The sequence below is a fragment of the Planotetraspora sp. GP83 genome (assembly GCF_041262585.1).
In the GTDB taxonomy this organism is placed as follows: Bacteria; Actinomycetota; Actinomycetes; order Streptosporangiales; family Streptosporangiaceae; genus JAOEGB01.
Window position 1 is genome coordinate 1 of record NZ_JBGCBZ010000017.1, and the last position, 26,692, is coordinate 26,692.

General features: G+C 72.5%; 16 protein-coding genes. 5 read left to right on the plus strand and 11 right to left on the minus strand.

What is annotated here, in order from left to right; genetic code table 11:
- Window positions 1-125: hypothetical protein (locus ABH927_RS22790; RefSeq protein WP_370024540.1), on the minus strand; the 125-nt coding region annotated here is incomplete at its 3' end.
- A 143-nt stretch (window positions 126-268) separates the two neighbouring features.
- Complete coding sequence (locus ABH927_RS22795) at window positions 269-1,987, minus strand: GAF domain-containing protein (RefSeq protein ID WP_370024295.1); 1,719 nt, start codon at window positions 1,985-1,987, stop codon at window positions 269-271.
- Between the two features lie 131 nt (window positions 1,988-2,118).
- Here ABH927_RS22795 and ABH927_RS22800 point away from each other — a divergent pair, with 131 nt between their 5' ends.
- Window positions 2,119-4,635, plus strand: coding sequence for a GNAT family N-acetyltransferase (locus ABH927_RS22800; protein WP_370024296.1), 2,517 nt, complete (start codon window positions 2,119-2,121; stop codon window positions 4,633-4,635).
- A gap of 26 nt (window positions 4,636-4,661) precedes the next feature.
- Here the strand turns inward: ABH927_RS22800 and ABH927_RS22805 are convergent, their stop codons facing one another.
- From ABH927_RS22805 to ABH927_RS22815, 3 genes are all read right to left on the minus strand, one after another.
- Window positions 4,662-6,794 (minus strand): NACHT domain-containing NTPase, encoded by a 2,133-nt coding sequence (locus tag ABH927_RS22805; RefSeq protein ID WP_370024297.1) that lies wholly within the window; start codon window positions 6,792-6,794, stop codon window positions 4,662-4,664.
- 110 nt (window positions 6,795-6,904) lie between these two features.
- Window positions 6,905-7,903 carry an Acg family FMN-binding oxidoreductase gene (locus ABH927_RS22810; protein WP_370024298.1) on the minus strand — a complete coding sequence of 333 codons (999 nt, stop codon included), beginning with the start codon at window positions 7,901-7,903 and terminating at the stop codon, window positions 6,905-6,907.
- Between the two features lie 130 nt (window positions 7,904-8,033).
- Window positions 8,034-8,693, minus strand: coding sequence for a CBS domain-containing protein (locus tag ABH927_RS22815; protein ID WP_370024299.1), 660 nt, complete (start codon window positions 8,691-8,693; stop codon window positions 8,034-8,036).
- 352 nt (window positions 8,694-9,045) lie between these two features.
- Here ABH927_RS22815 and ABH927_RS22820 point away from each other — a divergent pair, with 352 nt between their 5' ends.
- From ABH927_RS22820 to ABH927_RS22830, 3 genes are all read left to right on the plus strand, one after another.
- Window positions 9,046-9,378: a hypothetical protein gene (locus ABH927_RS22820; protein WP_370024300.1), complete on the plus strand. Its 333-nt coding sequence runs from the start codon at window positions 9,046-9,048 to the stop codon at window positions 9,376-9,378.
- The gene (locus ABH927_RS22825) at window positions 9,354-9,836 is read left to right on the plus strand and encodes a hypothetical protein (RefSeq protein ID WP_370024301.1); all 483 of its coding nucleotides are present in this window, start codon (window positions 9,354-9,356) and stop codon (window positions 9,834-9,836) included. Before ABH927_RS22820 ends, ABH927_RS22825 begins: the two co-directional genes overlap by 25 nt.
- Window positions 9,837-10,007: 171 nt before the next feature.
- Window positions 10,008-10,592: a hypothetical protein gene (locus ABH927_RS22830; RefSeq protein ID WP_370024302.1), complete on the plus strand. Its 585-nt coding sequence runs from the start codon at window positions 10,008-10,010 to the stop codon at window positions 10,590-10,592.
- Between the two features lie 341 nt (window positions 10,593-10,933).
- Here ABH927_RS22830 and ABH927_RS22835 read toward each other — a convergent pair whose 3' ends face one another.
- Both ABH927_RS22835 and ABH927_RS22840 read right to left on the minus strand, forming a co-directional pair.
- Window positions 10,934-11,428, minus strand: coding sequence for an HPP family protein (locus tag ABH927_RS22835; protein ID WP_370024303.1), 495 nt, complete (start codon window positions 11,426-11,428; stop codon window positions 10,934-10,936).
- A gap of 131 nt (window positions 11,429-11,559) precedes the next feature.
- Window positions 11,560-11,988 (minus strand): DUF4342 domain-containing protein, encoded by a 429-nt coding sequence (locus ABH927_RS22840; protein WP_370024304.1) that lies wholly within the window; start codon window positions 11,986-11,988, stop codon window positions 11,560-11,562.
- Window positions 11,989-12,096: 108 nt separating this feature from the next.
- On the opposite strand from ABH927_RS22840, the gene ABH927_RS22845 reads away from it, so the two are divergent.
- Window positions 12,097-12,450: a substrate-binding domain-containing protein gene (locus ABH927_RS22845; RefSeq protein ID WP_370024305.1), complete on the plus strand. Its 354-nt coding sequence runs from the start codon at window positions 12,097-12,099 to the stop codon at window positions 12,448-12,450.
- Between the two features lie 36 nt (window positions 12,451-12,486).
- Here ABH927_RS22845 and ABH927_RS22850 read toward each other — a convergent pair whose 3' ends face one another.
- Genes ABH927_RS22850 through ABH927_RS22865 form a run of 4 tightly spaced genes read right to left on the minus strand, consistent with a single transcriptional unit; the run spans window position 12,487 to window position 26,691 of the window.
- Window positions 12,487-12,882: a DUF2809 domain-containing protein gene (locus tag ABH927_RS22850; RefSeq protein WP_370024306.1), complete on the minus strand. Its 396-nt coding sequence runs from the start codon at window positions 12,880-12,882 to the stop codon at window positions 12,487-12,489.
- Between the two features lie 32 nt (window positions 12,883-12,914).
- Window positions 12,915-14,204, minus strand: coding sequence for a diaminobutyrate--2-oxoglutarate transaminase (locus ABH927_RS22855; protein ID WP_370024307.1), 1,290 nt, complete (start codon window positions 14,202-14,204; stop codon window positions 12,915-12,917).
- A gap of 20 nt (window positions 14,205-14,224) precedes the next feature.
- Window positions 14,225-20,140: an amino acid adenylation domain-containing protein gene (locus tag ABH927_RS22860; protein WP_370024308.1), complete on the minus strand. Its 5,916-nt coding sequence runs from the start codon at window positions 20,138-20,140 to the stop codon at window positions 14,225-14,227.
- Complete coding sequence (locus ABH927_RS22865; protein ID WP_370024309.1) at window positions 20,137-26,691, minus strand: amino acid adenylation domain-containing protein; 6,555 nt, start codon at window positions 26,689-26,691, stop codon at window positions 20,137-20,139. The genes ABH927_RS22860 and ABH927_RS22865 overlap by 4 nt, the downstream gene beginning before the upstream one ends.
- Between the last annotated feature and the right edge of the window lies 1 nt (window position 26,692).

The window sequence follows — 26,692 nt, forward strand, 5'->3', positions numbered from 1 at the left end:
CTCGGCTTGATGTGCTCAGGCGCCAGCGGCTCGGCCAGCAGCGGGTTAGCCATGAGATAGATCTGCCCGACCGCCAGATAGTTCGCAGCCCGCCAGTACGCGTCGACACTCTTGAGTTCATCCATGCAGCTGAGCCTTCCTCCTGATGCGCTTCGTCGGCTAGGGACCTTGGTCCCCGGCGGGCGGGTCACAAGGTGCTCGGCGGGATCCGCCCGGCGGCCCGCTAGAAAAGGCAGCGTGAAAGGAGGGGAGAGGACAGCGGGAACGGTCAGCGGAGCGGCACGCTCCACCGCAGCCAGGTGCCCCCGGACTCGGGAGAGGTGAGCTCGAAGGAGCCGCCGAGCCTCTCCGCGCGCTCTTCGAGGTTGCGCAGGCCGCTGCGCCGTCCCTTCTCCGGAATCCCGACCCCGTTGTCCGCCACAATCAGGGTGAGCCACCCGTCCTCTATGCGCGCCGTCACATCGGCCCGCGACGCCTTGGCATGGCGGACCAGGTTCGACATGGCTTCGCGGAGTACGGCCAGCAGTTGCTCGGCGGTCTCCTGGGAGACCTCGTTGTCGAGCTGGCCCTCCATGCTGAGCCCCGGCATGAATCCCAGGTGCCCCCGGGCGCCCTCCACCAGGTCGACCAGCTGGGCGCGCAGGCTGGGCGAGCTGGCCTCCCGCGGCGCCTGGAGGGCGAAGATGGTCGAGCGGATCTGCCGGATGGTGCCGTCCAGCTCGTCGATCGCGCTCTGCAGCCTCGACGAGGCCTCCGGCCGCTCCACGAGGCGGACCACACTCATGAGGGTCATGGCCACGGCGAAGAGCCGCTGGATGACGACGTCGTGCAGGTCCTTGGCGATGCGGTCACGGTCCTCCAGCAGGCCCAGCCGCTCCGCGTCCTTGCGGGTCTCGGCCAGCTCCAGCGCGACCGCGGCCTGCCCGGCGAACGCGTGCAGGGTGCGAAGCTCCGAGTTGCTGAACGGGAGGCGGCCCGAGCGCTTCGCCAGTGAAAACACGCCGCGTACGGCTCCCGCCGCACCGAGCGGCACGGCCGCCAGGGGCCCCACGGGGAAGTGCTCCGCGAACTCCGGCAGGACGTCAATGTCGGCGGGGTCGTTGACCATGAGCGGTTCGCCGCTCAGGAAGGCCCGGCCCGTGAGCGAGTCGGCGACGGGCACCTCGCCACTGAAGAGGCGCTCGTCCCCCTGACCGTCCTCGATCACGACCCGGAGGGTCTCGCCGGGCTCACCGGGTTTAGCAGAGTCACCGGGAAGCAGGATCGCCAGGACATCGGCGTCGACCATCTCCCGGGCCCGCCGCGCCATCAGCGTGAGCACCTCGAACGGCTCCGCTCCGGACAGCAGGCGTGTGGTGATGTCCGACGACGCCTGAAGCCAGGTCTCGCGGCGCCGGGTGTCCTCGTACAGCCGGGCGTTCTCGATGGCAACGCCGGCCGCGGTGGCCAGGGCGACGACGATCGCCTCGTCCTCCTCGTCGAACTCCCCTCCCCCGCGCTTCTCCGTGAGGTAAAGGTTGCCGAACACCTCGTCCCTGACCCGGACCGGGACGCCGAGGAAGCTCCCCATGGGCGGGTGGCCGGGCGGGAAGCCGTACGACTCGGGATGCTGGGAGATGTGGGCGAGCCGCAGCGTCTGGGGTTCCTTGATGAGCAGCCCGAGCAGGCCGAGGCCGTGCGGCCAGTGCTCGATCTTGGCGATCTCCTCCTCGGTCAGCCCCACGGGGACGAACTGGACGAGCGTGTTCTCCTCCCCGATCAGCCCCATGGCGCCGTAGCTGGCGTCGACCAGAGTGGTCGCGGTCTCGACGATCCGGCGGAGCACGGTCTCCAGGTCGAGGTCGCTGCCGACCGAGACGACCGCCTCCAGCAGCGCGTGCACGCGGTCACGGGTGGCCAGCACCGCTTCCAACCGCGTCTGCAGCTCCGACAGCAGGTCGTCGAGGCGCATCTGCGGGATCAGCGGACGGGGCTCGTTCTCGCTCATAGCGGGAGTTTCGCATTCCGGCCCCTTCCGTGCCCACCCGGCCCGGGGGACGTGACGCCGGGACGAGCGACTCTACCCAGTTGGGGACAAGGACTCTGGATAGGGCGAGACCGGAGGGGAACGCTCGGGTCATGGCTTCATGCGCCGCCGAGGAATACGACGTCCTGCTGCGTGACGGTGGCATCGCGCGCATCCGGCCCCTGCGCTCCTCCGACCGCGAGGCCCTGCACGCGCTCGTCGCCAGGTCGTCGGAACGGTCGGCCTACCTGCGGTTCTTCGCCGGAGGCACCGCCACCGCCCACGCGTACATGGACCGCCTGACCGAGCCGGGCTATCCGGGCCACGCCCTGGTCGCGCTGATCGGCGGGACGCTGGCCGGCGTGGCCGAATACATCCCGGACCGTCAACGGCCTTCGGCGGACGTTGGGATCCTGCTCGACGACGCGGTGCACGGCCTGGGGCTCGGCACCCTTCTGCTGGAGTACATCGCCATTGACGCCGCCGCCAACGGCGTCCAGGAGCTCCTCGCGACCGTGCTGGCCGACAACCGGCCGATGCTACGGGTCATCGAGGACCTCGGCCTGCCGGTCAGACGGCGGTACGACTCGGGTGAGGTGGAGATACGCATCGCGCCCCAGCCGACCGCCCACCTCCTCAAGGAGATCGAAACGCGGGAACACGAGGCGGAGCGCAACTCGCTCGCCCACGTGCTCAACCCTCGATCGGTCGCCGTCTTCGGGGCGAGCCGAGACCCCGCGAAAGTGGGGCATCGCGTTCTGCGCAACCTGGTCGGCGGCGGCTTCCCCGGGCCCGTCTACCCCGTCAATCCCCACGCTGTGGAGGTGTGCGGCCTGCCGGCGTACCCCGATCTCGCGGCCCTGCCCGGCCGCGCGGAGCTCGCCGTTGTCGCCTCTCCGGCCGCCACGGTCCTCGACGTCGCCAGGGACTGCGCCCGCCACGGTGTGCGCGGCCTGGTGGTCCTCACCGCGGGGTTCGCCGAGACCGGAGACGACGGCGCGGAGCGGAAGGAGAAGGAGCTGCTGAGGATCTGCCGGGACGCCGGCATGCGCCTTGTCGGGCCCAACTGCCTGGGCGTCGTCAACACCGGGGCGTCGCTCAACGCGAGCTTCCTCCCCAGCCGGCCGGACCGCGATTCCCCCGGCCTGATGTCCCGGGGCCCACTGGGCCTCATGTCCCCGGGCCCCCTGGGCCTCATGTCACAGTCGGGAACCCTCGCCGTCGCCCTGCTCGACCGGGCCGCCGAGCTGGGGCTGGGCGTCTCGTCGTTCGCCTCGGTCGGCAACAAGGCCGACGTCAGCGGCAACGACCTGCTCGAATACTGGGAGGACGACCCGGATACCGCTGTCATCGGGCTGTATCTGGAGTCGTTCGGCAATCCGCGCCGGTTCGGCCGCATCGCCCGCAGGATCAGCGCCCGCAAACCGGTCATCGTGGTGAAGAGCGGGCGCAGTCCCTCGGGGGATCGCGCCGTACGGTCCCACACCGCCGCGGCGGCGACTCCGGACGTGGCCGTGGACACCCTGCTGCGGGCGTCGGGCGTCATCCGGGAGGACAGCGTGCGGGACCTGCTCGACACCGCCCGGTTGCTCGCCTTCCAGCCGTTGCCCCGCGGCCGCCGGGTCGCGATCGTGGGCAACTCGGGCGGCCTGGGGGCCATCACCGCCGACGCCTGCGAGCGGCGCGGCCTCGTCGTCCCGGAGCTCTCCCCCGGCACCCGGCGGGCCCTCCGGTCCCGGCTCCACACGGCCGCCGCCGTACGGAATCCGGTGGACCTCACCGCCGAGGGCGACGCCGCGCGGTTCGCGTCCGCGATCGAGACGGTCCTCGCCGATCCGGGCGTCGACGCCGTTCTCGTCGTCTACACGCCCCCGTTCGGGTCCGGGCTCGACGCGACCCGGGAGGCAATCGGGGCCGCCGCGGCGGGCTCCCCCACGACCGTCCTCGCCTGCGTCGCGGGACACGACGGCCTCATCGGTGGGGCGGTGCCCAGTTACGCCTTTCCCGAGCAGGCCGTACACGCCCTGAGCCGGGCCGCCGGCCACGCGTCCTGGCGGGAGCGACCAGTGGCCCCTCCCGAGGAGGTGACGGGTGTGGACGTGCGCGCAGCCCGTGAGCTCGTCGAACGGGACCTCGCCGCCCACCCGGAGGGGCGCGTGCTCGACACCCGCACCGCGATCTCGCTGCTCTCGTGCTACGGCGTCCACGTGGCGGAGCCCCTGAGCGGCCACGAGCCCGCCGCCGGGGTCGAGATGATCGTCGGCGGCGTCGCGCACGAGGCGTTCGGGCCGCTGATGATGGCCGGGCTCGGCGGGGTCGTCGCGGACCTCGTCGCCGACCGGGCCTTCCGGGTGCCGCCCATCAGCCGCGCGGAAGCCGCGGAGATGCTCGCGGAGCTCCGGTCCGCTCCCCTCCTGACCGGCTACCGGGGAGGGCCGCGGATGAACGCCGGCGAGCTGGAAGACCAGATCGTCCGGGTGGGCCGTCTCATGGACGACCTGCCGGAGGTCGCCGAGCTCGACCTCAACCCCGTCGTCGTCACGCCGTCCGCCGCGGTCGCCGTGGACGTCCGCGTACGGCTCGCGCCCGCCTCACCGGGCCCGTCCCCGTTCCGCCGCCGCCTCCGCTGACCGGCGACCGCGCGTCCAGGCGCCTCCTACGTCGCGGTGCCACTCCCGGCACGGCCGGCGAAGTGGTCATGGAGGTCGGCGTGGCGGAACTGGTAGACCGGCCCGACGGCGCGGAGCAGGCCCAGCCGGTGGCAGTCGTCGAGGAAAGGCATGAGACGCCACGGCAGTTCGCGGCGGACCAACCCAAGGCCGATTGCTGCGACCTGGTAGGCGAACCAGGCGTGATGGTTGCCGAGAAAGCAGCTTCCGCCGACCGCCGCGAGCATCCCAAGGGTGAGTCCCCAGGACGGGTCCGTGATGCGCGCCACCACGAGGCCGAGGACGAGGCCCGGCAGCATGCCGGTCATGAACACACGCAATACGTTGAGCCTGCGGTCGTCGCGCAGTGACGTAAGCGGAGTGCTGGCCCGGGTCGCGGGGTTGGGCGTCTCGGCCCAGAAGACCAGGCTCGCTACGAGCCAGAACATCGTCCCGCTGAGCAGCGCCACGATCAGCCCCGTACCGGGATCGGTGCGTTGGCCCACGCCGAGACCGGAGATCAGGACCAGCCAGGTGCTGACCAGGACGGAAGGAAAGGAGACGAACCCGCGCGCGACCTCGGCGCCGAGATTGCCCAGACGCCCGCGGACGGCCAGGGCGGCGAACCCTGGGGCGTTCTCGGGCCACCTGCGCGCGGCCGCCATCGTAACGGCCGCCAGGGCCACCATGGAGGCGCCGACGATGCGGAGGTTCTCGGCGGCCTCTCCGGACGCCCCCTCCATGACCGCGACGAGCCGCGACACGCCTTCGCCGATCAGGGATACCGCGAGCGCCGCCACTTCGCCCACCGTCCACGACGGGATCGTGTGCCGTGCGAGCTGCCACCAGGCGAGGTCGCGGCCGCGCGTGCCGTCCCGCGCGGCGGCATCCTCCATGATCGACGCGAGACGTCCCAACATCTCGGTGAGCCGTACGGGGTCCCATCGGTGGCGGGGACGGAACGGCATCATGGGGCCTCTGGTCGGCCGCCGGTCGGCGATCAGCGCGGCCGGCAGCGCGTCGAACAGGTGGGTGCGGAGCTCCTCGACCGTGCGGTGCTTGAGGACGGCGTCGATGTCGGCGTCCTTGCCGCTGTGCGCCCTGCGGAGGAGCCACAGGCCGAACGGCGTGGCCGCGATCGTGGTGAGCGGGCTCCGCGTGTCCGGTTTGGCGAGGCGCAGGTGAGCCAGGACGCGGCTCCAGCGAGGGACGTCGGCGGGAGAGATCGATCGCGCCAGATACTCGGCGGCCGCTCCGGGCGGCAGCGGGTCGGGCTCGACGACGGCCGCGGCGGTCAGCGCCTCAGAGGCGAGCACCGCCTCGGCGTACTCCCCGGAGCGGCTGGTGACGATCAGACCGTCCACGGCCGTCATGAATTTGTTCAGGGCGAGCAGCATCGCCTCGAGGACACTCGGCGACACCTCGTCCATGCCGTCGAGGACAGGCAGAATGTCGCCGTCTGCCACGAGGTCGGCGGCCTCCCGGCGCGTCAGCACCGAGCGGTAGTCGTCGCTCAGCCGGTCGGCCACCCAGTCCTGGAAGCGCTCGAACCTCTCCGTGTCCCAGCCCGCCACCGGCAGCAGCACAGGCACCGGATCGTCGGCGGCGCGAGAATCGATGAGTTCCAGAATCAACTGGACGGCCAGCGTGGTCTTGCCCATCCCCGAATCACCGCAGATCACCAACCGCCGGCGGGGCAGATCGAGGAACTGCGCGGCGAGCCCCTTGACGTGGTCCGCGGACCCTTCCCACACCGGTCCCAGGAGATCGCGGGAGACGTTCTCCCGATGGTCCATGACCCGCTCGTCAGCGGTCAGCCGCCAGCCCACGGGCATCGGATGCGGCTTGTCGAGCCGGCGGATCGCCAGTTCCTCACGCCACTGCCGGGCCACCAGCCCGGCCAGCGTCTCCCGCTTCGCGGCCCGCTGATCCGGCGTGATCGGTCCGTTGGTACGGCTCCCGCCGCGGGCGCCCCAAAGGGCGATCACGCTGAGAACGACGAAGGCTCCGCTCACCCACGGCAACGCTCCGCCCTGCAACGGGATCAGATTGGGGAAGTACCCACTGACCACTCCGATCGCGATGGAGACGATCGCGAGCAGCGCGCCGGACGGCTGCCAGAACGCACGACGTTTCCGCACAAACACAAGCGTTCCAGCAACCCGGACGACGCCATGCGAATTTCCCGTAGTCGTGACGGAGCCGCGACCTCAACCCGGTGAGATCGGGGGCGTCCTCCAGCACGCCGTGGTCAGCTCTCCTCCAGCACGTCGGAAGACGCGCGGCGGACACTGCCGGACTCGTCGAGGGCGAAGCCCAGCCTCATGATCATCTGCGGGTATGCGCCCGCGCACAGGTGCCGCCTGATGAACTCCCGCAGGTCGTGCATCTCCAGCGCCTGGGTGTGGAAGGCCGCGCTCAAGCCGTACGCGGAGGCGTGGAGGAGGACGCGCTGCAGCGCCTGGCCCGCCGCCAGCCAGTCCTCGCGGCAGTCGCCGAGCGTGGTGAGCACGGCGACGAGGCCCGTGGCGGTGGACACCGGCAGGTCGTCGGCCTGGCTGCCCCACGCCTGGCCCCGGGCGTAGTCCCGCTGCGCGAAGTGCTGCGGGGAGGTGCGCCTCGGGGCGGCCGGGTAGCTGCGGGCCGGCACGCCGTCGCGCCGGGCACTGCCGGGAGGCCTGCTCCAGCGCATCACCTCCAGGGTGAACGCGCGGTCCTGGGACTGGACGTCCTGCGCCGCGTTGGTGAGCGCCGCGAGCACGCGCACGCCGGCCTCGGACTCGACCGTCACGAGATCGGCCCGCTCGGAGCCGGCCTGGGCGGTAAGCGCCTCGATCACATGCTCCGGCACGGGCAGTCCGGTGAAGCCCGCGCGATGGGTGCGTCGGCGTTCGATCTCGGCGTGCAGCAGCCGGGTGTGCTCGTCGGGCTCCACTCGCGCTCCCGGCCGGATGGTGGCGAGCAGCAGCGGGCGGTCGGCGTCCGGCAGCACCCGCACCTGGGGCTCGTATCCGAGCGCGCTCAGCGTGAGCCGTACGTTGAAGAGGGCCGCGCCACAGCTGATCAGCATCTGCCGCCCCTCGGGATCGGCGACGTGCAGTCTCCTGTCCGGATCCGCGCGCAGGGCGATCTCGTCGCCGGACACGGCGAAGGACCAGGGCTGGGTGTTGTGCAGCGAGGGCGCCAAGACGGCGGCCTCGACTGCGGCGTGCACCGCGCCGGCGACCGCTCCGGATACGCGAGTGTTCATCGTCTTCCCTCTCCGTCGCGATTCCAGCTCTGTAGGGATTCCAGCTCCGTAGGGGGTTCCAGCTCCGTAGGGGGTTCCAGGCCGTCCATGACCGTGACCGGCGTCGCCCGTCCGGGCCCCCGTGTACGGCTCACAGCAGCGGCGGCGGAACGAGCAGGTCGTCGACCACGAAGCCCAGATCCGCCTCGACCTCGACGACGCCGTCGACGCCCCGGACGGCATGGAGGAACGGCCTGACCTGCGAACGCCGCGGGACCCGGCCCCGGAGCGTGACCACGCCCTCCTCGACGGCGACCCGGAGCTGGGCCATGTCGACGCCGAACCGCTCGGCGGTCTCCTCGATCTCGTCCCGGATGTCCGTCGCGGGCCGCGTGAAGACCCTCAGCAGGTCGCCCTGATGGACGGACCCGATGATGCGGCCCGTCGCGGGGTCGATCACGGGGAGCTGCTTGATCCTGTTCCGGTGCATGAGCCTGGCCGCGTCACTCACCGGGGTGGCCCCGGTCACGGTGATCGCGGGAGTGGTCATGATCTCGCCTGCGGTAGTGCCCGCCGCCTTGCGGTGCTCCTCCCGCTTCCTCCGGCTCTCGAAGATGCGCCTGCCCGCGTCGGTCTCCCTGAGGAGCATGTCGTCCTCGGACACCACTCCCACCGGCCGCCGGTCGGCGTCGATCACGGTGACCGCGCCCACCTTGAACCGCCGCATGATGTCGACGAGGTCGGCGAACGACGCGTCCATCCGGGCCGCGATGGCCACCTTCCCCATGACATCCTTCACCTGCGTCGCCATGACGACCCTCCTGTCTGCCTCAACACCAGCGTGCCCGGTGGCCGTCTTGCCTGGTCAGCGGTGAAGGTCCTGACTGCCGGGGGACTTTCGGCCGGAACTTTCCCGCCGATCGGCCGGCCGGGCGGTGCAAAGCGTGCTCGCCCCCACGTCGGCGGCGCGATGACAAAGTGCCGGTAATCGTCTTCGCCGCAGATGGCCGGGAATGGGAGCCACGCCCGATCACGGGGTATGGAGGCTGACGTCGGTTATGTCAACAAACAGAAGTGCCGCCACCAAATGAGCCGAAGGGCGGGTGCGCAACCAAATGTTTCGTCACTGTGCGGAGAATCCGCACGTCAGTACGGTCGCCACCATGCGCCGGCTGGCACTGACCACGCTCGCGATCGTCATGTCGGGGGCGATCGCGTCGCTTCCGTCAAGCGCGAACGCGGCGGTCATTCACCCGGGATCGTGGGTGCGCGCGGGTCACGGTGGCGACCACGGACATAACGTCTTGAAGGGAAACAATAACAAGAAGATTGGAAACTACGCGCCGTCGAACATCGTGGACAGCCCCACCATCATCAAGGGCACCCAGCACGTGAACAGCGTCAGCCAGAACACGAGCACGCAGTCGGCTTCCTGCAAGAAGAAGCGCATCTGCAAGATCTCCCAGAACATGTGGGCGAAGGCCAACAACAACTAACAGAAGGCCAAGAGCAGGTGCGCGACCCAATGTTTCGTCAACGTGAGGAGGGCACGCGGGCCGGTGTGGTCGTCACCATGCGCCGGCTGGCACTGACCATGCTCCCGATCGCCCTGTCCGGGATGATCGCACACCCGTCGAGCGCGAACGCGACCGGGATCCAGTGGACGGCCGTGCGCCAGGGGCACCATGGTCACCGCGACGGCCACGGCCACAACGTTCTGGTGCTGAACAACAACAAGAAGATCGGGAGCTACGCGCCGGTCAACATCGTGGACAGCGCCACCGTCGTCGAGGGCATGTGGCACGTCAACAGCGCCAGCCAGAACACGAGCACGCAGTCAGGCGTCTGCAAGGACAAGCATGTTGCGGGGTCTCCCAGAACATGCGGGCGGATACTCTCAACTGACGCTGACTACCGAAAAGGCGACAAACAGCCGCCGCACCGATTTGCCTGAATTATCGTGGAATTGGCGCTCTTAATCGACACCCACGGCAATGATGTGGTAATGACGTGCGCCACGCCGACCGTGAACCCGATCGCCACCCTGATGGACACTATCCTGACAAAGGGGTCCAGATAGGGGGACCTTCTGCCCGGAGATCGATCCAGCAGGGGGCGGCAGAGAATGATTTGTCAGCATGACGGCAGAACGGTCAGCGGAAAGAACCTGGCCGTGTGCCTTCTCGTCGGCGCTTCCGCTTCGGCCGCGTTCTTCGGGGCCGTCACACCGTCCGCGGCAAGCGCCGCGGAGCGCCCCCAGAAGCACCGGAAAGAATCGAGCCTCGTTCACACGGCTGACCGGGATCCCGCTCCTGGCGGAAAGGGCGCACGTGACCGCGCGACGTACGTCGGTGGGGGCGCCACCGACAATCACGGCTATCAGCACACGTCGACCACTTCCGAGGACGGCGCGACCACCGTGCAGAACGCTCTGTGCAGGCACACCAGGGTGTGCAACATCACCCAGAAGGTCACGGTCGTGACGGCGGACAAGCCCGCGCAGCAGACGGCGAGCACCCCGCAGAAGGTCGATGCTCCCGCACCGGTGGCGAGTGCGACACCCGCCGTCGCCGCCCCCACGCCGACGGCGAGCGCGACTCCTGCCGCCGCCCCCACCCCGACAGACTGTGCCGTCCCCACGCTGGGCCTGGGTGCGTTCCTGGATCTGAACGCGACCGTCAACGCGGGTGCCGGCCTTCTCGGGGGATAAACGCCCCAGCCTCCTCCGCGCTTCGCTAGGGGGCCGGTGCCGATCTGCCGGCAGTGGTCCCGGCCACTGGATTCGAAGACCCACCGGAGAGCTTCGCGGCCTTCAGCGCTCCTGCCGTCATCGGCCACACCTCCATGCGGGGATACGTGGCCGAGCACGATGGCGTACCGGTGGCCACTTCCTTCGGCGTTCAACATCGCTGTCTCTCCGCTGCACCGGCGGCGTGGGTACGGCGGGGCGGCGACGACCGCCGCCCTGCGCGATGCCTACGCGGCCGGAGCACGTACCGCTTTCCTGCACGGTCGCGCGATGGGCATGCGGCGTCTGCGACGGGTGCCTGCTCAGACGTCGTCGAAGGGGCGGAAAGGCTTCGGCGGGAGGACCGGCTCCAGCCGGAAGAGCCCCGTCGTCACCTCGGTGTCCCCGGTCGACGGCGTGCAACGCCCGGCCACCGCGCGAAGCACATCGGTGGCAGTGACGAGGCCTTGCAGCATCTTGGAAGGGCCGATGACCGGGACCACGTCGACATCGGAGTCGATCATCACGGCGGCGATGCCGGCGACCGGCATGTCAGCGGCCACATGCGGGCATCTCCGCCCGCCCAGCAGCTTCTGGACCTCTCCGCTGGACTGATCGGCGGGCCCGCCCGACCAGTGCACGGCGACGTCCTCGCGCCTCAGGACACCGAGCACGCGGGACTTGTCGTCGACCACCGGGAGGTGATGGACGCCTCCCCGCCGCATGAGCTCCCAGGCCATGAGAGGCGACTCGTCCGGCTTCACGGTGACGATCACCCGCGTCATGACGTCGGCCGCGGTCAGAGTCTCGATATTCATTGGTCTCTCCTCTGGTTCTCGCCCGACCTCCATGAGACGGGTGACAACGAACGGCGGGGCAGACGGCGGCACCGGCCGGGACGCGGGCATAAGTGCGGCTCGGCGGAGACCGGTCACCGCTGTCACAGGAGTCATCCGGCCGGAGGAGCCTGCTGCCCGTCTTCGGCGCTGGGCAGCGCTTCGGGCCGCACCGCTTCAGCGCCGGGCACCTCTCCAGCACTGGCCACCTCTCCAGCGCCGGCCACTTCTGCGGCCGTGGGCACCTCTTCGGCGCCGCGCAGCACCTCGATGCCGTCCAGTGCCGCAGGGCCGGCCTGCGGCTCTTCGCGCTCGACCTGGATCGACCACTCCGCGGCAAGGGCGGCAAGGGCGGCCGCTGCGGTGGCGACGGGCGCCGCGATGAACGCGACCACCCCCACGGTCACAGGGATCTCCATCACGGTGTGCCCGTGGGAGTTCTTGACGATGATCCGGCGGACATTGCCCTCGTGGATGAGCTGCTTGATCCTGTCGGCGAGTTCGGTCCCGTGAACCCGCACTTCTTCCCTGGTGACGGCCATCACGCTGATCCCTTCTCTGATCGTGCTTCCAGCATGCCGGGCCCTCGCTCGGGAAGGGCCCGCCGAAGGTCCCGCCGTACGCCGCAGAAGACCCTTTTCCGTCGCGCGGTGACCGTCCGGCCGGCGTCGGACGTTCCGCCGGAAGCGACCTTCCTGAGTGACAACCTGATGGCCCTGGGCGCGCTCGATGAGATCCGGAAGCGGGGGTTCCGGATCCCTGACGACATCGCCCTGGCCTCGTTCGACGACGTGCCGTGGTTCGCCCACGTCAACCCGCCGATCACGGCGATCACGTCGGCCAGGTCGTCGCCGATGGCGCGCACCGCCCGCCTGCCGAGCCCGGCCGTCGGCTTCGCGGTCAGGGGCGGCGCGGCGACCGTGCGGAAGCTCAGGGACCGCCTCGGAGACCTGGCCTACGTCCCCCACGAGCGTCTCAAGCGGCGGAGCCACTCCGTAGGCTGATCGCCCGCACCGGCGAGGCACGGCCGTACGCCAATGTCAGTCTCCGCTGCGGCGTCCCGTTCTGAAGTACGGCGAAGCCGCGCGGTGTAGGGCCCACCCCAGGCAGGCCCCCACGGCGTACCAGAACAGGTCAGGCGCGTTGAAGGTCGATCCGAGCACCAGCCGGGCCACCGTGCTCCGCGCGGACAGCTCCGCCGGGATCGGCGTGAGCTGGGCGAACTCGACGAGCCAGCTGATACCGAGCGCGACTGCCGCGGCCGTGACCGGACGTGTTCGCGGCGCCACCACGATGATCAGGGCATAGACGAGAACCGTGTAGAGCAGGTCCCCCGTGTACTTGGCCACCGGCCCCTCGAACGCCGCCCGGATCCCCAGCCCCAAGGCGACGGTCGCCACGGCGGCGGCAGCGGCGGCGAGTCGGGGAGGCGGCACCCGGAGACGATACCGCGCCGCCGCGCGGGAGGTCAGGAGGCCGCCTTGGCGGTGGCGTCGACGGCCTGCCGCAGGATCGCCAGGCCGGCCGACAGGCGGGAGGAGTCGATGGTGAGCGGCGGCATCACCTTGATGACGGACTCCTCCCGTCCGCACCGCTCCAGGACGAGGCCGCCGTCGTAACAGTGACGCTGGACCTCCCGCGCGCGCGGGCCGCCCCCGGCCTCGGAGAGGTCGACGGCGAGCACGGCCCCCCTGACCCGGACCCGCACTCCGGGCTCGGCGCGGGCCGTCTCGGCTCCGAACTCGGCCAGCCTGGCCGCAAGGGCCCGCAGGCCGGCCTGGAACTCGGCGCTCTCCCACAGGTCGAGAGCGGCGGTGGCCCCGATGAGGGCGAGCTGGTTCCCGCGGAAGGTGCCCGTGTGCTCGCCCGGCTCCCACACGTCGATCTCCGGCCGCATCAGCAGGATCGACAGCGGCAGGCCGTACCCGCTGAGCGACTTGGAGACCGTCACCAGGTCCGGCGTGATGCCGGCCTGTTCGAAGCAGAAGAAGCTGCCCGTGCGCCCGCAGGCGGTCTGGATCTCGTCCAGGATCAGCAGGATCCCGCGGCGCTCCGTGAGATCGCGCAGCGCCCTGAGCCAGGGGCCGGAGGCGAGATAGACGCCGCCGTCCATCTGGACGGGCTCGACGATGACCGCGGCGGGCAGGCCGACCCCGGAGCCGGGGTCGTCCAGGACCCTGCGGAGGTAGCCGATCGAGTCGAACGGGCCTGCCGGGCCGTCCTCGTAGGGCACGAACGTCACATCCTGCGGGGAGACCCCGGCCGAGCGGCGCGCGGCGAGGGCGCCGCTCACCGACAGCGCGCCCTGCGACATGCCGTGGAAGGCCCCGCCGAACGCCACCACGCCGGGCCTGCCGGTGGCCTTGCGCGCCAGCTTGAGCGCGGCCTCCACGGCGTTGGCGCCGGTCGGCCCGGTGAACTGCACATGGTGGTCGAGGCCGCGCGGGCGCATGACGACCTCCCGGAACCGCTCGAGGAAGTCCCGCTTCGCCGTGGTGAACAGGTCGAGCCCGTGCACGACGCCGTCGTCGGTCAGGTAGTCGAGCAGGCGGCGCTTGATGTGGTCGTGGTTGTGCCCGTAGTTGAGCGCCCCCGCCCCGCACAGGAAGTCCAGGAACACCCGCCCGTCCTCGGTGACGAGCTCGGCCCCCCTGGCCCGGCTGAAGACGGTGGGAAAGCTCCGCGAATAGAGGCGCACCCGCGATTCCATCGCCTCGAAGACGGTGTGGCCCTGCTGCGGCGGGACGATGTCGAGCATGAGTCCTCCGGTGAGATCGGTCAGGCCGTTCCGGGGATGGATTGGATGATCTTCACGAGCTCGGCCACGTGCGGCGGCCTCAGCACGCCGACATGGCCGCCGGAGACCCGGCGCACCTCGATCGGCGCGAGCGCCCGCCATCTGCTCAGGTAGTCGTCGTAGTCCCGGGCGCTCAGGGCGACGTGATCGCCCTCCACGAGCTCGTCCCCGGCGACCAGGTGGACCGGACGGCCGAGCGGTGTGAAGCGGTAGGCCAGCCGCGTCTCGGCGAGGCGCCGCCACACGGTCACGGTGGCGGCCCATCCGGGATCCGGCTCCTGGCCGATCAGCGCGTGCGCCCGTTCGTCGTCGACCACCGCCCGGAGCAGCGCCGCCGCCTCGTCCCGCACCGAGGTGTCCCCGGCGGCGAGCCGTGCCAGAAGCTCCTCGCACCGGCGCAGCACGGGGAGCTGCGGGCTGGTCGCGGCTCCGGCGATGCCCTCAAGCGCGGGGTCCAGGAGGATCACGGGTCCGTGGCCGGGGCCGCGGCGCCGGGCGAGCTCCCAGGTGACCGGCGAGCCGCCGCACCAGCCGAGCAGCGCCCAGTCTCCTCGGGGCAGGGCGGCGCCGATCTCCTCCAGGTAGCGGCCCGAGAGCTCTTCGACGGTCAGGCCGGCCAGGTCCGGGTCGGCCACGGCGGGATGCTGGAGAGCCGCGACCGGCGCGTCGATCGCGTCGGCCAGCTCCCGGTACCAGTGGACGCCGCCGCCGCCCGGATGGACGACGACGAGCGGCCTGCCGCGGCCGTCCGCGCGCAGCCAGACCAGCGACCCGCCTTCGGAGCGCCGGAGGGTCCCGGCCGCCACGGCGGCGACGGTGCGGCGGCGCAGGATCTCCCGGGGCGAGACCTCGATGCCGTGCTCCCTGCCGAGCCGCGCGGAGGCCCGCATGGCCGTCAGCGAGTGGCCGCCCAGCGCGAGGAAGTCGTCGTGGCGACCGATCCGTTCGACGCCGAGAAGGTCCGCCCAGAGGGCCGCGACGGCGCGCTCCACGTCGGTGGCCGGTGCGGTACCGGCGGCGGTTGCGGCGTCGCCCTTCAACAGCCCGGCCAGACGGGCGGCCGTCGGCGCGGCGTGGTCCGCCACGGCCATGCTCGCGGCCATGCTCGCGGCCATGCTCGCGGCCACGGTTCCGGTCCTGGCCTCGGCCATGCTCGTGGCCAAGGTCTCGGTCGGGGGGGCGGTCGGGGGGCTGGTTACGGTTTCGGCCGGGGCGCCGGCCATGGTCGCCGCGATCGCCGCGAACGTCTCCCCGACGGCCCGCGCCCACCCCTCCCCCACCCGGCTCGTCCGGACGGTCACCTGCACGGCGCCCGGGACCACGGTCACGACGAGCGGGAACTCGTTGGGGCTGTCGTCCACGGTTTGAGCGAGGTCCACCGCCTTCTGGTCGACGGTGTAGAAGTCGAGGTAGTTGAAGGTGGCCTCGATCAGCGGCTCGGTGGAGCCCCGCTGCAGCTCGGTCAGCGGATACCTGCGATGCGGCTGCAGCGCCGTCTCCTCGGCGAAGACGGCGGCCAGAAGTTCATCCCAGCCGGCGGTGGCGGGGAGGTCCGGCACGGCGAACGGCACCGTGTTGAGGTGCATGCCGGCGATCTCGTCCCCGCCGCGCGTCTCCAGCCGGCCGTTCACGACCAGGCCCGCGAAGAAGCGGGGAGCGGAGGCGAACGCGGCCAGCGTCTTGAGGTAAGCGGTCAGGAAGACGGTCTTCACCGGCACCCCGGCGGCGGCCGCCCGGGCCCTCAGCGCGGCGTGGCCGCCGAGGGGGATCTGCACGGTGACCATCCGATCGTCCGGACCGCCCCAGCCGTACGGCACGGCGAACCTGAGGCGCCCGGCCAGGCGGCTCCGCCAGAACTCCCGGCTCTCCGGCGACCGCAGCGACTCCCCCTCGGCGGCCACGAAGTCCGCGAAGCGCACACCGGGAAGCGGGCGCTGGACCGGGGGGAGGCCCGATGCCGCCTCCCGATAGCACGCGATGAGCTCGCTCAGCAGCGAGTTGTGACTCCAGCCGTCCAGGATGGCGTGGCATTCCACCACGGACAGCCACCACTGGTCGTCGGCGACCACGTCGACCCGCAGGCGCCACAGCGGGGGCCGTTCCAGGTCGAACAGCACCCGGCGCTCGGCGGCGGCGGCCCGGGTGACGGCGTCCCGCTGCTCGTCCTCCGGCATGCCGCGCAGGTCGTCGATCACGACGTCGGGGTCCGCCCGCCGGTGGACGAGCTGCATCGGCTCGCCGTACGACGTCAGGTCGAAGCCGGTGCGCAGGACCTCGTGCCGGTCCACGACCGCCCGGGCGGCGGCGCGCAGCGCGTCGGGGTCGAAGGCGCCCTCCCCGCGGACGGCGTAGCACGTGACGTTGTGATACGGCCGCACGTCGCCGTCGCCGAGCATCTCAAAGAGCATGCCGGCCTGGATCCGGGAGAGGGGGTAGGCGTCCACGAGATCGTCACGGGCCGCGAGCAGGTCCCGGTCGGCATCGGAGATCAGGGAGAACGGCTCGGCCCTGCGGTCGTCGGCGCGGCGCGACGGCGCTCGGGCGACCGACGCGAGGTCCATCGGGGTGCGGTGCCGGAACAGGTCCTGAACGGTCACCTCGATGCCGCGCTCGCGAAGCCGCCCCACGGCCCGGACGGCCCGCATGGAGTCGCCCCCTCGCTCGAAGAACCCGTCGTCCCGGCCGAGGTCGCCGCCGGGAAGGTCGAGCACCTCGGCCCACACGCCGGCGATCACCTCCTCCACGGGGCCCCTCGGCGGGGTCCGCGCGGGGTCCGCCGGTTCCGCGGCGGGGGCGGGCAGCGCCTTGCGGTCCACCTTCCCGCTCGTGGTGTACGGCAGGGCGGTCAGCATGACGAAGTGCGCGGGCACCATGTAGGCGGGCAGCCTGCCCGCCAGGTAGGCGCGCAGCTCACCGGGGTCGTGCGCGTCCACGGGGACGACATGGGCGACGAGCTGAGGATCGGCGCCGGGCGGCCGGTGGACGGTGACCACGGCTGCGGCGACGCCGGGATGGTCGCCCAGCACCGCCTCGATCTCGCCTGGCTCGATCCGCAGGCCGCGCAGCTTCACCTGGTGGTCGGCGCGGCCGAGAAACTCGATCTGGCCGTCGGAGCGGCGGCGGCCCAGGTCGCCCGTCCGGTAGAGGCGCGCTCCGGGCGGCAGCCCCAGCCCCTCGGGAGCGGGCACGAAACGGTCCGCGGTGAGCGCGGGCCGTCCGGCGTAGCCCACGGCCAGGCCGGCTCCGCCGAGGTGGATCTCGCCCGCGACGCCGAGCGCGGCGGGACGCAGATCGTCGTCCAGCACGTGCACGACGATGTTGTCGATCGCCCGTCCGATGGGCACCGGGTCGCCGGGGTCCGGCCCCACCGGGCAGGCGGTCACGTCGACGCTCGCCTCGGTCGGGCCGTACAGGTTGTGCAGCTCAACGCCGGGCGCGCGGTCGTGGAGGCGGCGGGCGGTGACCGGCCGCAGCGCCTCACCGCTGCAGAACACCTTCTCCACGCACTCGGGGAAGCCGTCCGCGAGGTCGAGGAAGACGTCGAGCATCGAGGGCACGAAATGCAGGTGGGTGACCCCGTGCCCGGCGACGAAGGCGGAGAGCGCGGGAGGGTCGAGGTGCAGGTCCGGCGGCGCGACCACGAGGCGGGCCCCGGCGATCAGCGGCCAGAAGAACTCCCATACCGACACGTCGAAGGTGTACGGCGTCTTCTGGATGACGCGCCCGCCGGGGGTGAGCCCATACTCCTTCCGCATCCAGTGCAGGCGGTTGACGATGCCCCGGTGCTGGATCATCACCCCTTTGGGATGACCGGTGGAGCCGGAGGTGTAGATGACGTAGGCCAGGTCCTCCGGTGACGGGCGTCCGCCCTCCTCGCTCAAGGGGGCCGTCGCCGGGCGGCGGACGATGGAGGCGGCGTCGCGGTCCAGGAGCACCGTCTCGGGCGCGGTCTCGGGCGCGGTCTCGGGCGCGGTCTCGGGCACCGTCTCGGGCGCCGTTTCCGGCCCCGGCACCGGCTCCGGCACGGTCTTCACGCCCTCTCCGGGCAGGACCTCGGCGTGGGCGGACACGCTCACGACGGCGGCCACTCGCGCGTCGGCCAGGATGTAGCCCACCCGTGAAGCGGGGTGGTCGGGATCCACCGGCAGGTAGGCCGCGCCGGTCTTGAGGATCGCCAGCAACGTGACGACCAAGTCGGCCGACCTCTTGAGGCAGACGGCCACCAGGTCGCCCCGGCGGACGCCGCGCGCCAGCAGCTCGTGGCCCAGCCTGTTCGCCCGCGCGTCGAGCTCGGCATAGGTCAGCTCTTCCGTCTCCGTGGTGACCGCGACGGCGCCGGGGCTGCGCCGTACGGTCTCCTCGATCAGATCGGGAAGCGTGCTATGGGGGAACTCGGCGGCGGTGTCGTTCCAGGCGGCCGACGCGGCGATCTCCTCGGCCGGAGGCACCGGAAGCTCGCCGAGCCGCAGCTCCGGGTCGGCCGCCACGGCGGCGAGGATGTGCCGGTAGTAGCCGGCCCACCGTTCGGCGGTGGCGCGGTCGAACAGCGCCGTGGCGTACTCCAGCGCGCCGAAGAGGGAGCCGTCTCCGAGCTGCCGCAGCCCGAGCAGCAGGTCGGTCTTGACGGCGGGCGAGTCGACGGGGATCTCCTCCACCAGGACGCCCCCCATCGCCTGGGGCGGCGCCGCCGCCGCGTCCTCCACCAGGAACAGCGCGTCGACCAGGGGGTTCCTCGACAGGTCCCGCTCCAGGTCGAGTGCGGAGACGAGCCGTTCGAACGGCAGGTCCTGGTGTTCCGCGGCGGCCAGAACGGCCTCCCTGACCCTGCCGACCAGCTCGGTGAAGCTCGGATCACCGGACAGGTCGCAGCGGAGGACCACCGTGTTGACGAAGAAGCCGACGGTGTTCTCCACCTGGGACAGCGGGCGGCCCGCCATGGGGGTCCCGACGGCCAGGTCGCGCTGCCCGGAGAGCCGGGCCAGCAGCGCGGCGAACGCCGCGAGCAGCACCATGTACGGCGTGGCGTCGCGGCTCCGGCCGATGCGGGTGAGGGCGTCGCCGGTCTCGGCCGGGACGCCGAACGACACCCGCCCACCCCGCGGGTCCCGTGGAGTGACGCGTGGCCGGTCCAGGGGCAGTTCGAGGGGCGCCAGCCCGTCGAGCGCCGCTCTCCAGTGCGTCAGGCGCCGCTCCAGCGGCTCTCCGGACAGCCGGCTCCGCTGCCAGGTGGCGAAGTCGGCGTACCGCACAGCGGGCGGGGGAAGCTCCGGATCGCGCCCGGCGGCCAGGGCGTCATAGCAGAGGGCGAGCTCGCGGCCGATGATGTCGACCGACCAGCCGTCGCACGCGATGTGGTGGAAAGTCAGGACGAGCACATGGACGGGCGCTTGGGGAGGCACATGGTCGGGCGCTTGGGGAGGCGCGTCGAGAGGCACATGGTCGCCGGCGCCGAGGCGGGCCAGCGCCGCCCTGAGGACGGGACCGCGGGCGAGGTCGAACCCGGTCGCCACGGCCTCGGCGACGAGGCGGGGCAGGTGGTCCTCGGCCGCCTCGACGACCCGGAGCGGGACCTCCGCGGGCGGACCGACCACCTGGACCGGCTCCCCGTCCTCGATCACGTATCGGGTTCGCAGGGCCTCGTGGCGGGCGACGACGGCGGTCAGGGCCCCCCGGAGGGCGGCCGGGTCGAGCGGCCCGGTCAGGCGCAGCACGACCGGGACGACGTACTCCGCGCTCCCGGGCGCGAGCTGGTCCAGCACCCACATCCGCTGCTGCCCGAAGGACAGCGGAAGCGGCGCGGCGGGGTCGGCCGCAGGGATGCCGTCGGCGCGGGGGGACTCGCCCCGCAGCCGCCGCGCGAGGAGGGTCCGGCGGGCGGCGTCCAGGGTCCCGGTCACTGTCCCTCTCCCATCTCCGCCAGCAGCGCCGCGACCTCCTCGTCGGACAGCGCCGCGACCTCGTCCTCGACCGCCCGCGCCACGGCGGCGGCCAGGGTCTCGACCGTGGTGGCGTCGAACAGCGTCCGCAGGGGCAGCTCGACCGCGAACAGCTCCCGGATGCGGGTGTGCACCCGGGTGGCCCGGAGCGAGTGGCCGCCGACGGCGAAGAAGTCGTCGTGCCGCCCGATGCCGTCCGGGTCGCAACCGATCACTTCCGCCCAGATCGCGCGGATCCGCTCCTCGGCGGGGGTGGCCGGCGGCGCGTACCGCGCGTGCAGCCGCCGCGGAGCGGGCAGGGCACGCCGGTCCACCTTGGCGCTGGGGGTGAGCGGCAGCTCGCCCAGGACCGTCCAGTAGGCGGGGATCATGTAACCCGGCAGGCGCTCGGCGAGATGGTCCCGCAGGGCGTGCGGGTCGATCTCCTCCTTGAGCACCACGTAGGCGGCCAGCTCCGGCTCGCCGCCGTCCCGGTGGGCCACCACCGCCGTGGCCCTGACGCAGGGATGCGCCGCCAGCGTCGCCTCGATCTCCCCCAGTTCGATGCGGAACCCCCGGATCTTGACCTGGGTGTCGAGCCGTCCGAGGAACTCCACGGCCCCGTCGGCGCGATAGCGGACGAGGTCGCCCGTCCGGTAGAGGCGCCCTCCGGGGCCGGCGCCGAACGGGTCGGGCACGAACCGCTCGGCGGTGAGCGCCGGCCGGTCGAGGTAGCCGCGGGCGAGCCGGACGCCGCCCAGGTAGAGCTCGCCCGGCACTCCGGGCGGCACCGGGTTGAGCCAGCCGTCGAGCACGTAGGCGCGGGTGCCGGCGACCGGGCGGCCGATCGGGATGGACTGCTCCGGCCGGCGGGCGGCGGCCTCCGCCGGGTCCACCGGGTGCAGTGTGCACGTGACGGTGCACTCCGTGGGCCCGTAGTTGCACAGGAAGGCCCCGGGAAGCCCGGCGGCGTACCAGCGGCGCGCGTCGTCGTAGGTGACGACGTCGCTGCCGACGTTCATCAGGCGCAGCGCGGCCAGGCGCGGGTCGCCCGGCGTGACGACGGCCATCACCTCGCGATAGTGCGCGGGAGTGATCTCGATGTGGGTGATCCGCTCCCGCTCCAGCCAGCCGAGGAGCTCGGCGGGCTCGTTCAGCCCCGGCTCCGCCACGACCACTGTCGCGCCCGCGAGCAGGGTGGCCATCATCTGGTCCATCGCCACGTCGAAGACCAGGGACGAGAGCAGCGCCACCCGGTCCCGTTCGCGGATGCCGTACGCCTCGGCGATGGCCCGGCAGTGGTGCAGATAGGCCCGGTGGTCGATCATCACGCCCTTGGGCTTCCCGGTGGACCCGGACGTGTAGATGACGTACGCGAGGTTGCCGGAGGTCGTCGCCTGGTCGGGCGCGCCGGCGACGCCGGGTGACCATCCGTCCAGGTCGCCGTCCAGGTCGCCGTCCAGGTCACCGTCCCCGAGGACCACGGCGGCGCCGGCGTCGGCGAGCAGCGAGCGGCGGCGCTCGTCCGGGGCCTCCGGGTCGATCGGCACGTACACGCCACCGGCCTTCAGGATGGCCAGCAGGGCGACGACCACTCCGGCGCCGCGCCGGGCGCACACCGCGACGCGTGTCTCGGCCGTCACGCCGCGCCCGCGCAGCCGGGCCGCCAGGGCGTTCGCGCGCCGGTCGAGCTCGGCGTAGCTCAGCCGGAGGCCGCCCTGGACCACGGCGGGCGCGTCGGGCATGACGGCCGCCATCGCCGCGAAAACCTCGTGAACGCAGGCTTCGGTGGAAGGCGGCGGCGTGCCGGGCAGCGTCGGCGGGTCCTCGAGAAGCCGCCGCCGCTCGGCCGGGGTCAGCAGCTCCAGCCGGCTCAGCGGCGCGGACGGATCGGCGGCCACCGCCTCCAGGACGCGCAGGTAGTGCGCGATGAGCTGATCGACGGTGGCCTCGTCCACTATGTCCGTGGCGTACTCCACATAGCCGAGCAGGGAGCCGCCGGCCCGCTCGGCGAGCCCCAGGGTGAGGTCGAACTTCGCCGTGCGCCACGGCATCTCCTCCCCCATCGCCTCCACCCCCGGCACGGCGGCGTCCGCGCCCGGGGCCTGGCCCACCCCGCCCATCTGTCCCGCCTGGCCCGGGCCGAACTCGAACATGAGCTGGAACAGCGGGTTCCTGGAGGTGTCACGGCCGGGCTGCAGCACCTCCACCAGGCGCTCGAACGGCAGGTCCTGCCGGCCGTACGCGTCGAGGCACACGCCGCGCACCCGGCGCAGCAGCTCCCCGAACGCGGGGTCCCCCGAAACGTCGGTGCGGAGCACCAGCGTGTTGACGAAGAAGCCGACGAGCTCCTCGGTCGCGGGGTGGGTGCGCCCCGCCACCGGGGTGCCGATGACGAGGTCGCCGCCTCCGGTGTAGCGGGCGAGCAACACCTTGAACGCGGCGAGGAACGTCATGAACGGCGTGGCGCCCGCGTCCCGGCCGAGCCGTACCAGCCGCGCGACGAGCTCGGTGGGCACGGTGAAGGTCCGGATGGCGCCACGGCCGCTCCAGGTCCGGGGGCGCGGCCGGTCGGCGGGCAGCTCCGTCGGCACGGCCCCCGTCAGCCGGTCCTGCCAGTAGGCCAGCTGCTCCGCGATCTCCGGAGTGCCGAGGCGGGCCTGCTCCCACGCGGCGTAGTCGCCGTAGCGCACCTCCGGAGCGGGGAGATCGGCGCCCGCGTACGCGTCCCACAGGTCACGGCAGAGGATCTCCATCGACCACCCGTCGGCGGCGATGTGGTGAACGGACAGGACGAGCACGTGGTCGTCGTGTGCGAGACGCAGCAGCAGGGCCCGGAGCACGGGACCCGCCGAGAGGTCGAACGGGCGGTTGATCTCGGCGGCCACCGCCTTCTCCACAGTGGCGGGCGTCGCGTCTGCCACAGGCAGGTCCACGTCGCCGGGAGGATCGACGACCTGCGCCGGCTCGCCGTCCACCACGACGTAGCGGGTGCGCAGGATCGCGTGGCGCGCGACCACCCTGGTGAGCGCCTCGGGCAGCGCGCGCGGGTCGACCGTCCCCCTCAGCCGGGTTACGTGGGGCAGGACGTACTGCGAGCTTCCCGGATCCAGGCGGTCGAGGAACCACAGGCGGCGCTGGCCGGAGGACAGCGGCATCGGCCCGTCCCCGGGCATTCGGGTGATCGGCGAGATCTCCCGTGACCTGGCCACCAGGCGGGCCTGCTCGGCGACCGTGGTGGCCGTGAGCAGCTCGCGCAGGGCGACGTCCGTGCCGAACCGCTCGCGCAGCCGGCCCGCCAGGCGGGTGACCAGCAACGAGTGGCCGCCGACCGCGAAGAAGTCGTCCGTCGTCCCCACCCGGTCCACCCCGAGGATCTCGCACCAGATCCCGGCGACCACCTGTTCGGCCGTGGTCCGGGGCGCGGTGTAGGAGCCCGGCGCGGCGGAGGAGCCGGGGGCGGCGGAGGAGCCGGGGGCGGCGTCGGGGGCGGCCAGCGCGTCGAGGGCGGCCCTGTCCACCTTGCCGCTGGCGTTGAGCGGCAGGGCGTCCAGCCGGACGATGAACGCGGGCACCATCGGCGCGGGCAGGCGCTCGCGGAGGTGGGCCCGGAGCTCGTCCTGGGCGGCCTCGCCCGTGACGTACGCGACCAGCCGGGTGGCGCCGTTACCGTCAGGGGCCGCGACGACGGCGGCTCCCCTGACGCCAGGGTGGGCGGCGAGCGCGCTCTCGACCTCACCCGGCTCGACGCGGACACCGTTGACCTTGACCTGCCGGTCGCGGCGGCCGAGGAACTCCAGCGTGCCGTCGGGGCGCCTGCGGGCGCGGTCTCCGGTCCGGTAGAGACGCGAGCCGGGCGGCCCGAACGGGTCGGGAAGGAACGCCTCCGCGGTCAGAGCGGGGCGGCCGTGGTAGCCGAGGCCGACGCCGACGCCGCCGACGTACAGCTCTCCCGGCACGCCGTCGGGCACCGGCTCGCCCTCCCCGTCGAGCACGTGGGCGCGGATGCCGTCGATCGGCCGGCCGATGGGGATCTGACCGCCCTCCTGCGCCGGATCGGCGTCGTGGGCGGTCACGTCGATCGCGCATTCGGTCGGGCCGTAGGTGTTGACGATCTGGAGGCCTGCCTGGAGTCCGGGGTGGAGCGCGCGGACGCGCCCGCACAGCTCGGCGTGCAGCGGCTCCCCCGCCGAGAACAGCAGGCGCAGCCGGCCGCAGCCGGCCCACTCGGGACCGGCCTCGGCCAGCAGCCGGAGCACGGACGGGACGACCTGGAGCACGGTGACGCGCTCCGCGGCGACCGCCCGGAGCATGGCCGCCGGATCCTCCTCCACGCCGGGAGGCGCCATCACCACCGCTCCGCCGCCGACCAGAGGCGCGAAGAGCTCCCAGACGTGGGCGTCGAAGCTGATCCGCGTCTTGTGCAGCATCCGGTCATCGGGCGCGAAGCCGTACCGCCGCACGGCCCACCGCACCCGGTTGGCGATGCCGGCGTGGGTGACGACGGCGCCCTTGGGCCGGCCCGTCGAGCCCGACGTGTAGATGATGTACGCCGGACCTCCGGGATCGGCCGTGAGGGGATGAGCCTGATGGACGGGATCAGCGGGGTCGACGGGATCGGCGGGGTGGACGCGATCGGCGGGGCGCGCGCCGGAGACCGGCGCCGCCTCGATCGTGTCCGGGTCGAGCACGAGCCGCGCGCCGACGTCGGCGGCGATCGCGTCGGCACGGGCGGGCGGCAAGCCGGGATCAAGGGGCACGTAGACGGCGCCGCTGCGCCAGATCGCGAGCACCGCCGCCGGGAGGTCGGGCCCCCGGGCGAGCCGTACGCCGACGGGATCGCCCGCGCGCACCCCTCGCGCGCGAAGCCAGGCCGCGAGGGCGTCGGCCCGCCTGACCAGCTCCGCGTAGGTGACCGTGCCCCCGTGGCCGGCGACCGCCACGGCCTCGGGGGTGGCGGCCGCCTGGGCGAGGACCAGCTCGGGAAGCGTCGCCGGCAGGCCCCCGTCCCCCGCCTCCCCCGCGATCCCATCCGCCGCGCTTAAGCCGGCCACACTCCCATCCGCTGGGCTTACGCCGGCGGCGCTTCCGTCCGCCATGCCGAGCAGCGCCGCCCGCTCCGCGGGACGGAGCAGGCGCGCGCGGGCCACGGGGGCGTCGGGCGCGCTGACCAGGCCCTCCAGGAGGACGAGGTACTGGCCGAGCAGGCGCCGGGCGGTGGCCTCCTCGAACAGGTCGGCCGAGTACTCGAACTGGACCCGGAGCCCCTCTCCCGCCTCCGGCATGACGTGTACGGTCAGGTCGAACTGGGACCCCTCCGGGGCGATGGGCAGGTCGACGGGCGTGACCGGCAGGACCAGGTCCTGAGCCGGCATGTTGAAGCACACGGTGACCGGCGGGGCCGTCGCCCCGCCCCGGCCCGGCCCGCGCAGCTCGCGCACGAGCCGCTCGTAGGGGACGTTCTGGCGGCCGAACGCGTCAGAGGCGGTGCGCCGGGTCCGGGCCAGCACCTCGCGGAAGGTCGGGCGGCCGCCGAGAGGCGTGCGCAGGACCACCATGTTCACGAACATGCCGAGAAGGAACCGCAGCTCGGGCCGGGTCCGGCCGGAGACGGAGGCGCCGACGACGATGTCCCGCTCGCCCGTCCAGCGGTGCAGGAGGGTCTTGAACCCGGCGAGCATGGTGATGTACGGCGTGGCGCCCTCAGCACGGGACACGTCACGAAGCCGGGCGACGACCGAGTCCGGGACGACGGCGCTGACGGTCGCGCCGCGCAGCGTCGGCTCGCCGGTGCGGGACCTGTCGGCGGGCAGTTCCAGCGGCGGCGGGAGATCGGTGAGGCGCTCGGTCCAGTAGGCGAGCTCCTCCGCGAACGCACCGCCTTCGACCTGGGCCCGCTGCCAGGCGGCGAAGTCCGCGAAACCCACCGGCGCCGGAGGCGAGGACATCCCGCCGACCTCGGCGGCGAGGAGCGCCAGTGAGGTGCCGTCCAGCACGAGGTGGTGGGCGGCGAGGACCAGCATGGGCTCGCCGCGCGGCAGCCGTACGAGCTCGACCCGCCACAGCGGGGCCCGCGTGAGGTCGTAGGGACGCTTGGCGATCTCCAGGGCCGCGTCCCGGGCCAGCGCGGCGATCTCGGCGTCGGTGACCGCCGTGCGGTCCGACAGGTCGGTGACCGGGACCTCGATGGGCACCGAACGGGCGACGCGCAGCCGGGGCTCGCCGCCCTCGGTGCCGATCGAGGCGCGCAGCGCGTCGTATCGGGGCACGACGCCGGCCAGCCGTTCCTCGATGAAGGCGGCGTCGACGTCGAACGGGCAGCGGGCGGCCATGACCAGGTGGAACAGCGGCATGCCGGAGGGGGCGAGCCGATCGGTGAACCAGACGCGCTCCTGCGCGTAAGACAGCGAAAACGGACCGTCCCCGGCGAGCGGCGGGATCGGATCCGCCTCCTTCGCGCCACCGCCGCGCAGGCGGGCCAGTAGCGCCCGCTTGGCCGGAGACAGGTCGCCGGCTCCGGCTGGTCCGCCCATC

What these genes read in the sequence shown, in the direction of transcription:
- ABH927_RS22795 (WP_370024295.1), bottom strand. Translation starts at nt 1,987, where the DNA reads ATGAGCGAGAACGAGCCCCGTCCGCTGATCCCGCAGATGCGCCTCGAC.
- ABH927_RS22800 (WP_370024296.1), top strand. Translation starts at nt 2,119, where the DNA reads ATGGCTTCATGCGCCGCCGAGGAATACGACGTCCTGCTGCGTGACGGT.
- ABH927_RS22810 (WP_370024298.1), bottom strand. Translation starts at nt 7,903, where the DNA reads ATGAACACTCGCGTATCCGGAGCGGTCGCCGGCGCGGTGCACGCCGCA.
- ABH927_RS22815 (WP_370024299.1), bottom strand. Translation starts at nt 8,693, where the DNA reads ATGGCGACGCAGGTGAAGGATGTCATGGGGAAGGTGGCCATCGCGGCC.
- ABH927_RS22820 (WP_370024300.1), top strand. Translation starts at nt 9,046, where the DNA reads ATGCGCCGGCTGGCACTGACCACGCTCGCGATCGTCATGTCGGGGGCG.
- ABH927_RS22830 (WP_370024302.1), top strand. Translation starts at nt 10,008, where the DNA reads ATGATTTGTCAGCATGACGGCAGAACGGTCAGCGGAAAGAACCTGGCC.
- ABH927_RS22835 (WP_370024303.1), bottom strand. Translation starts at nt 11,428, where the DNA reads ATGAATATCGAGACTCTGACCGCGGCCGACGTCATGACGCGGGTGATC.
- ABH927_RS22840 (WP_370024304.1), bottom strand. Translation starts at nt 11,988, where the DNA reads ATGGCCGTCACCAGGGAAGAAGTGCGGGTTCACGGGACCGAACTCGCC.
- ABH927_RS22855 (WP_370024307.1), bottom strand. Translation starts at nt 14,204, where the DNA reads ATGCTCGACATCGTCCCGCCGCAGCAGGGCCACACCGTCTTCGAGGCG.
- ABH927_RS22865 (WP_370024309.1), bottom strand. Translation starts at nt 26,691, where the DNA reads ATGGGCGGACCAGCCGGAGCCGGCGACCTGTCTCCGGCCAAGCGGGCG.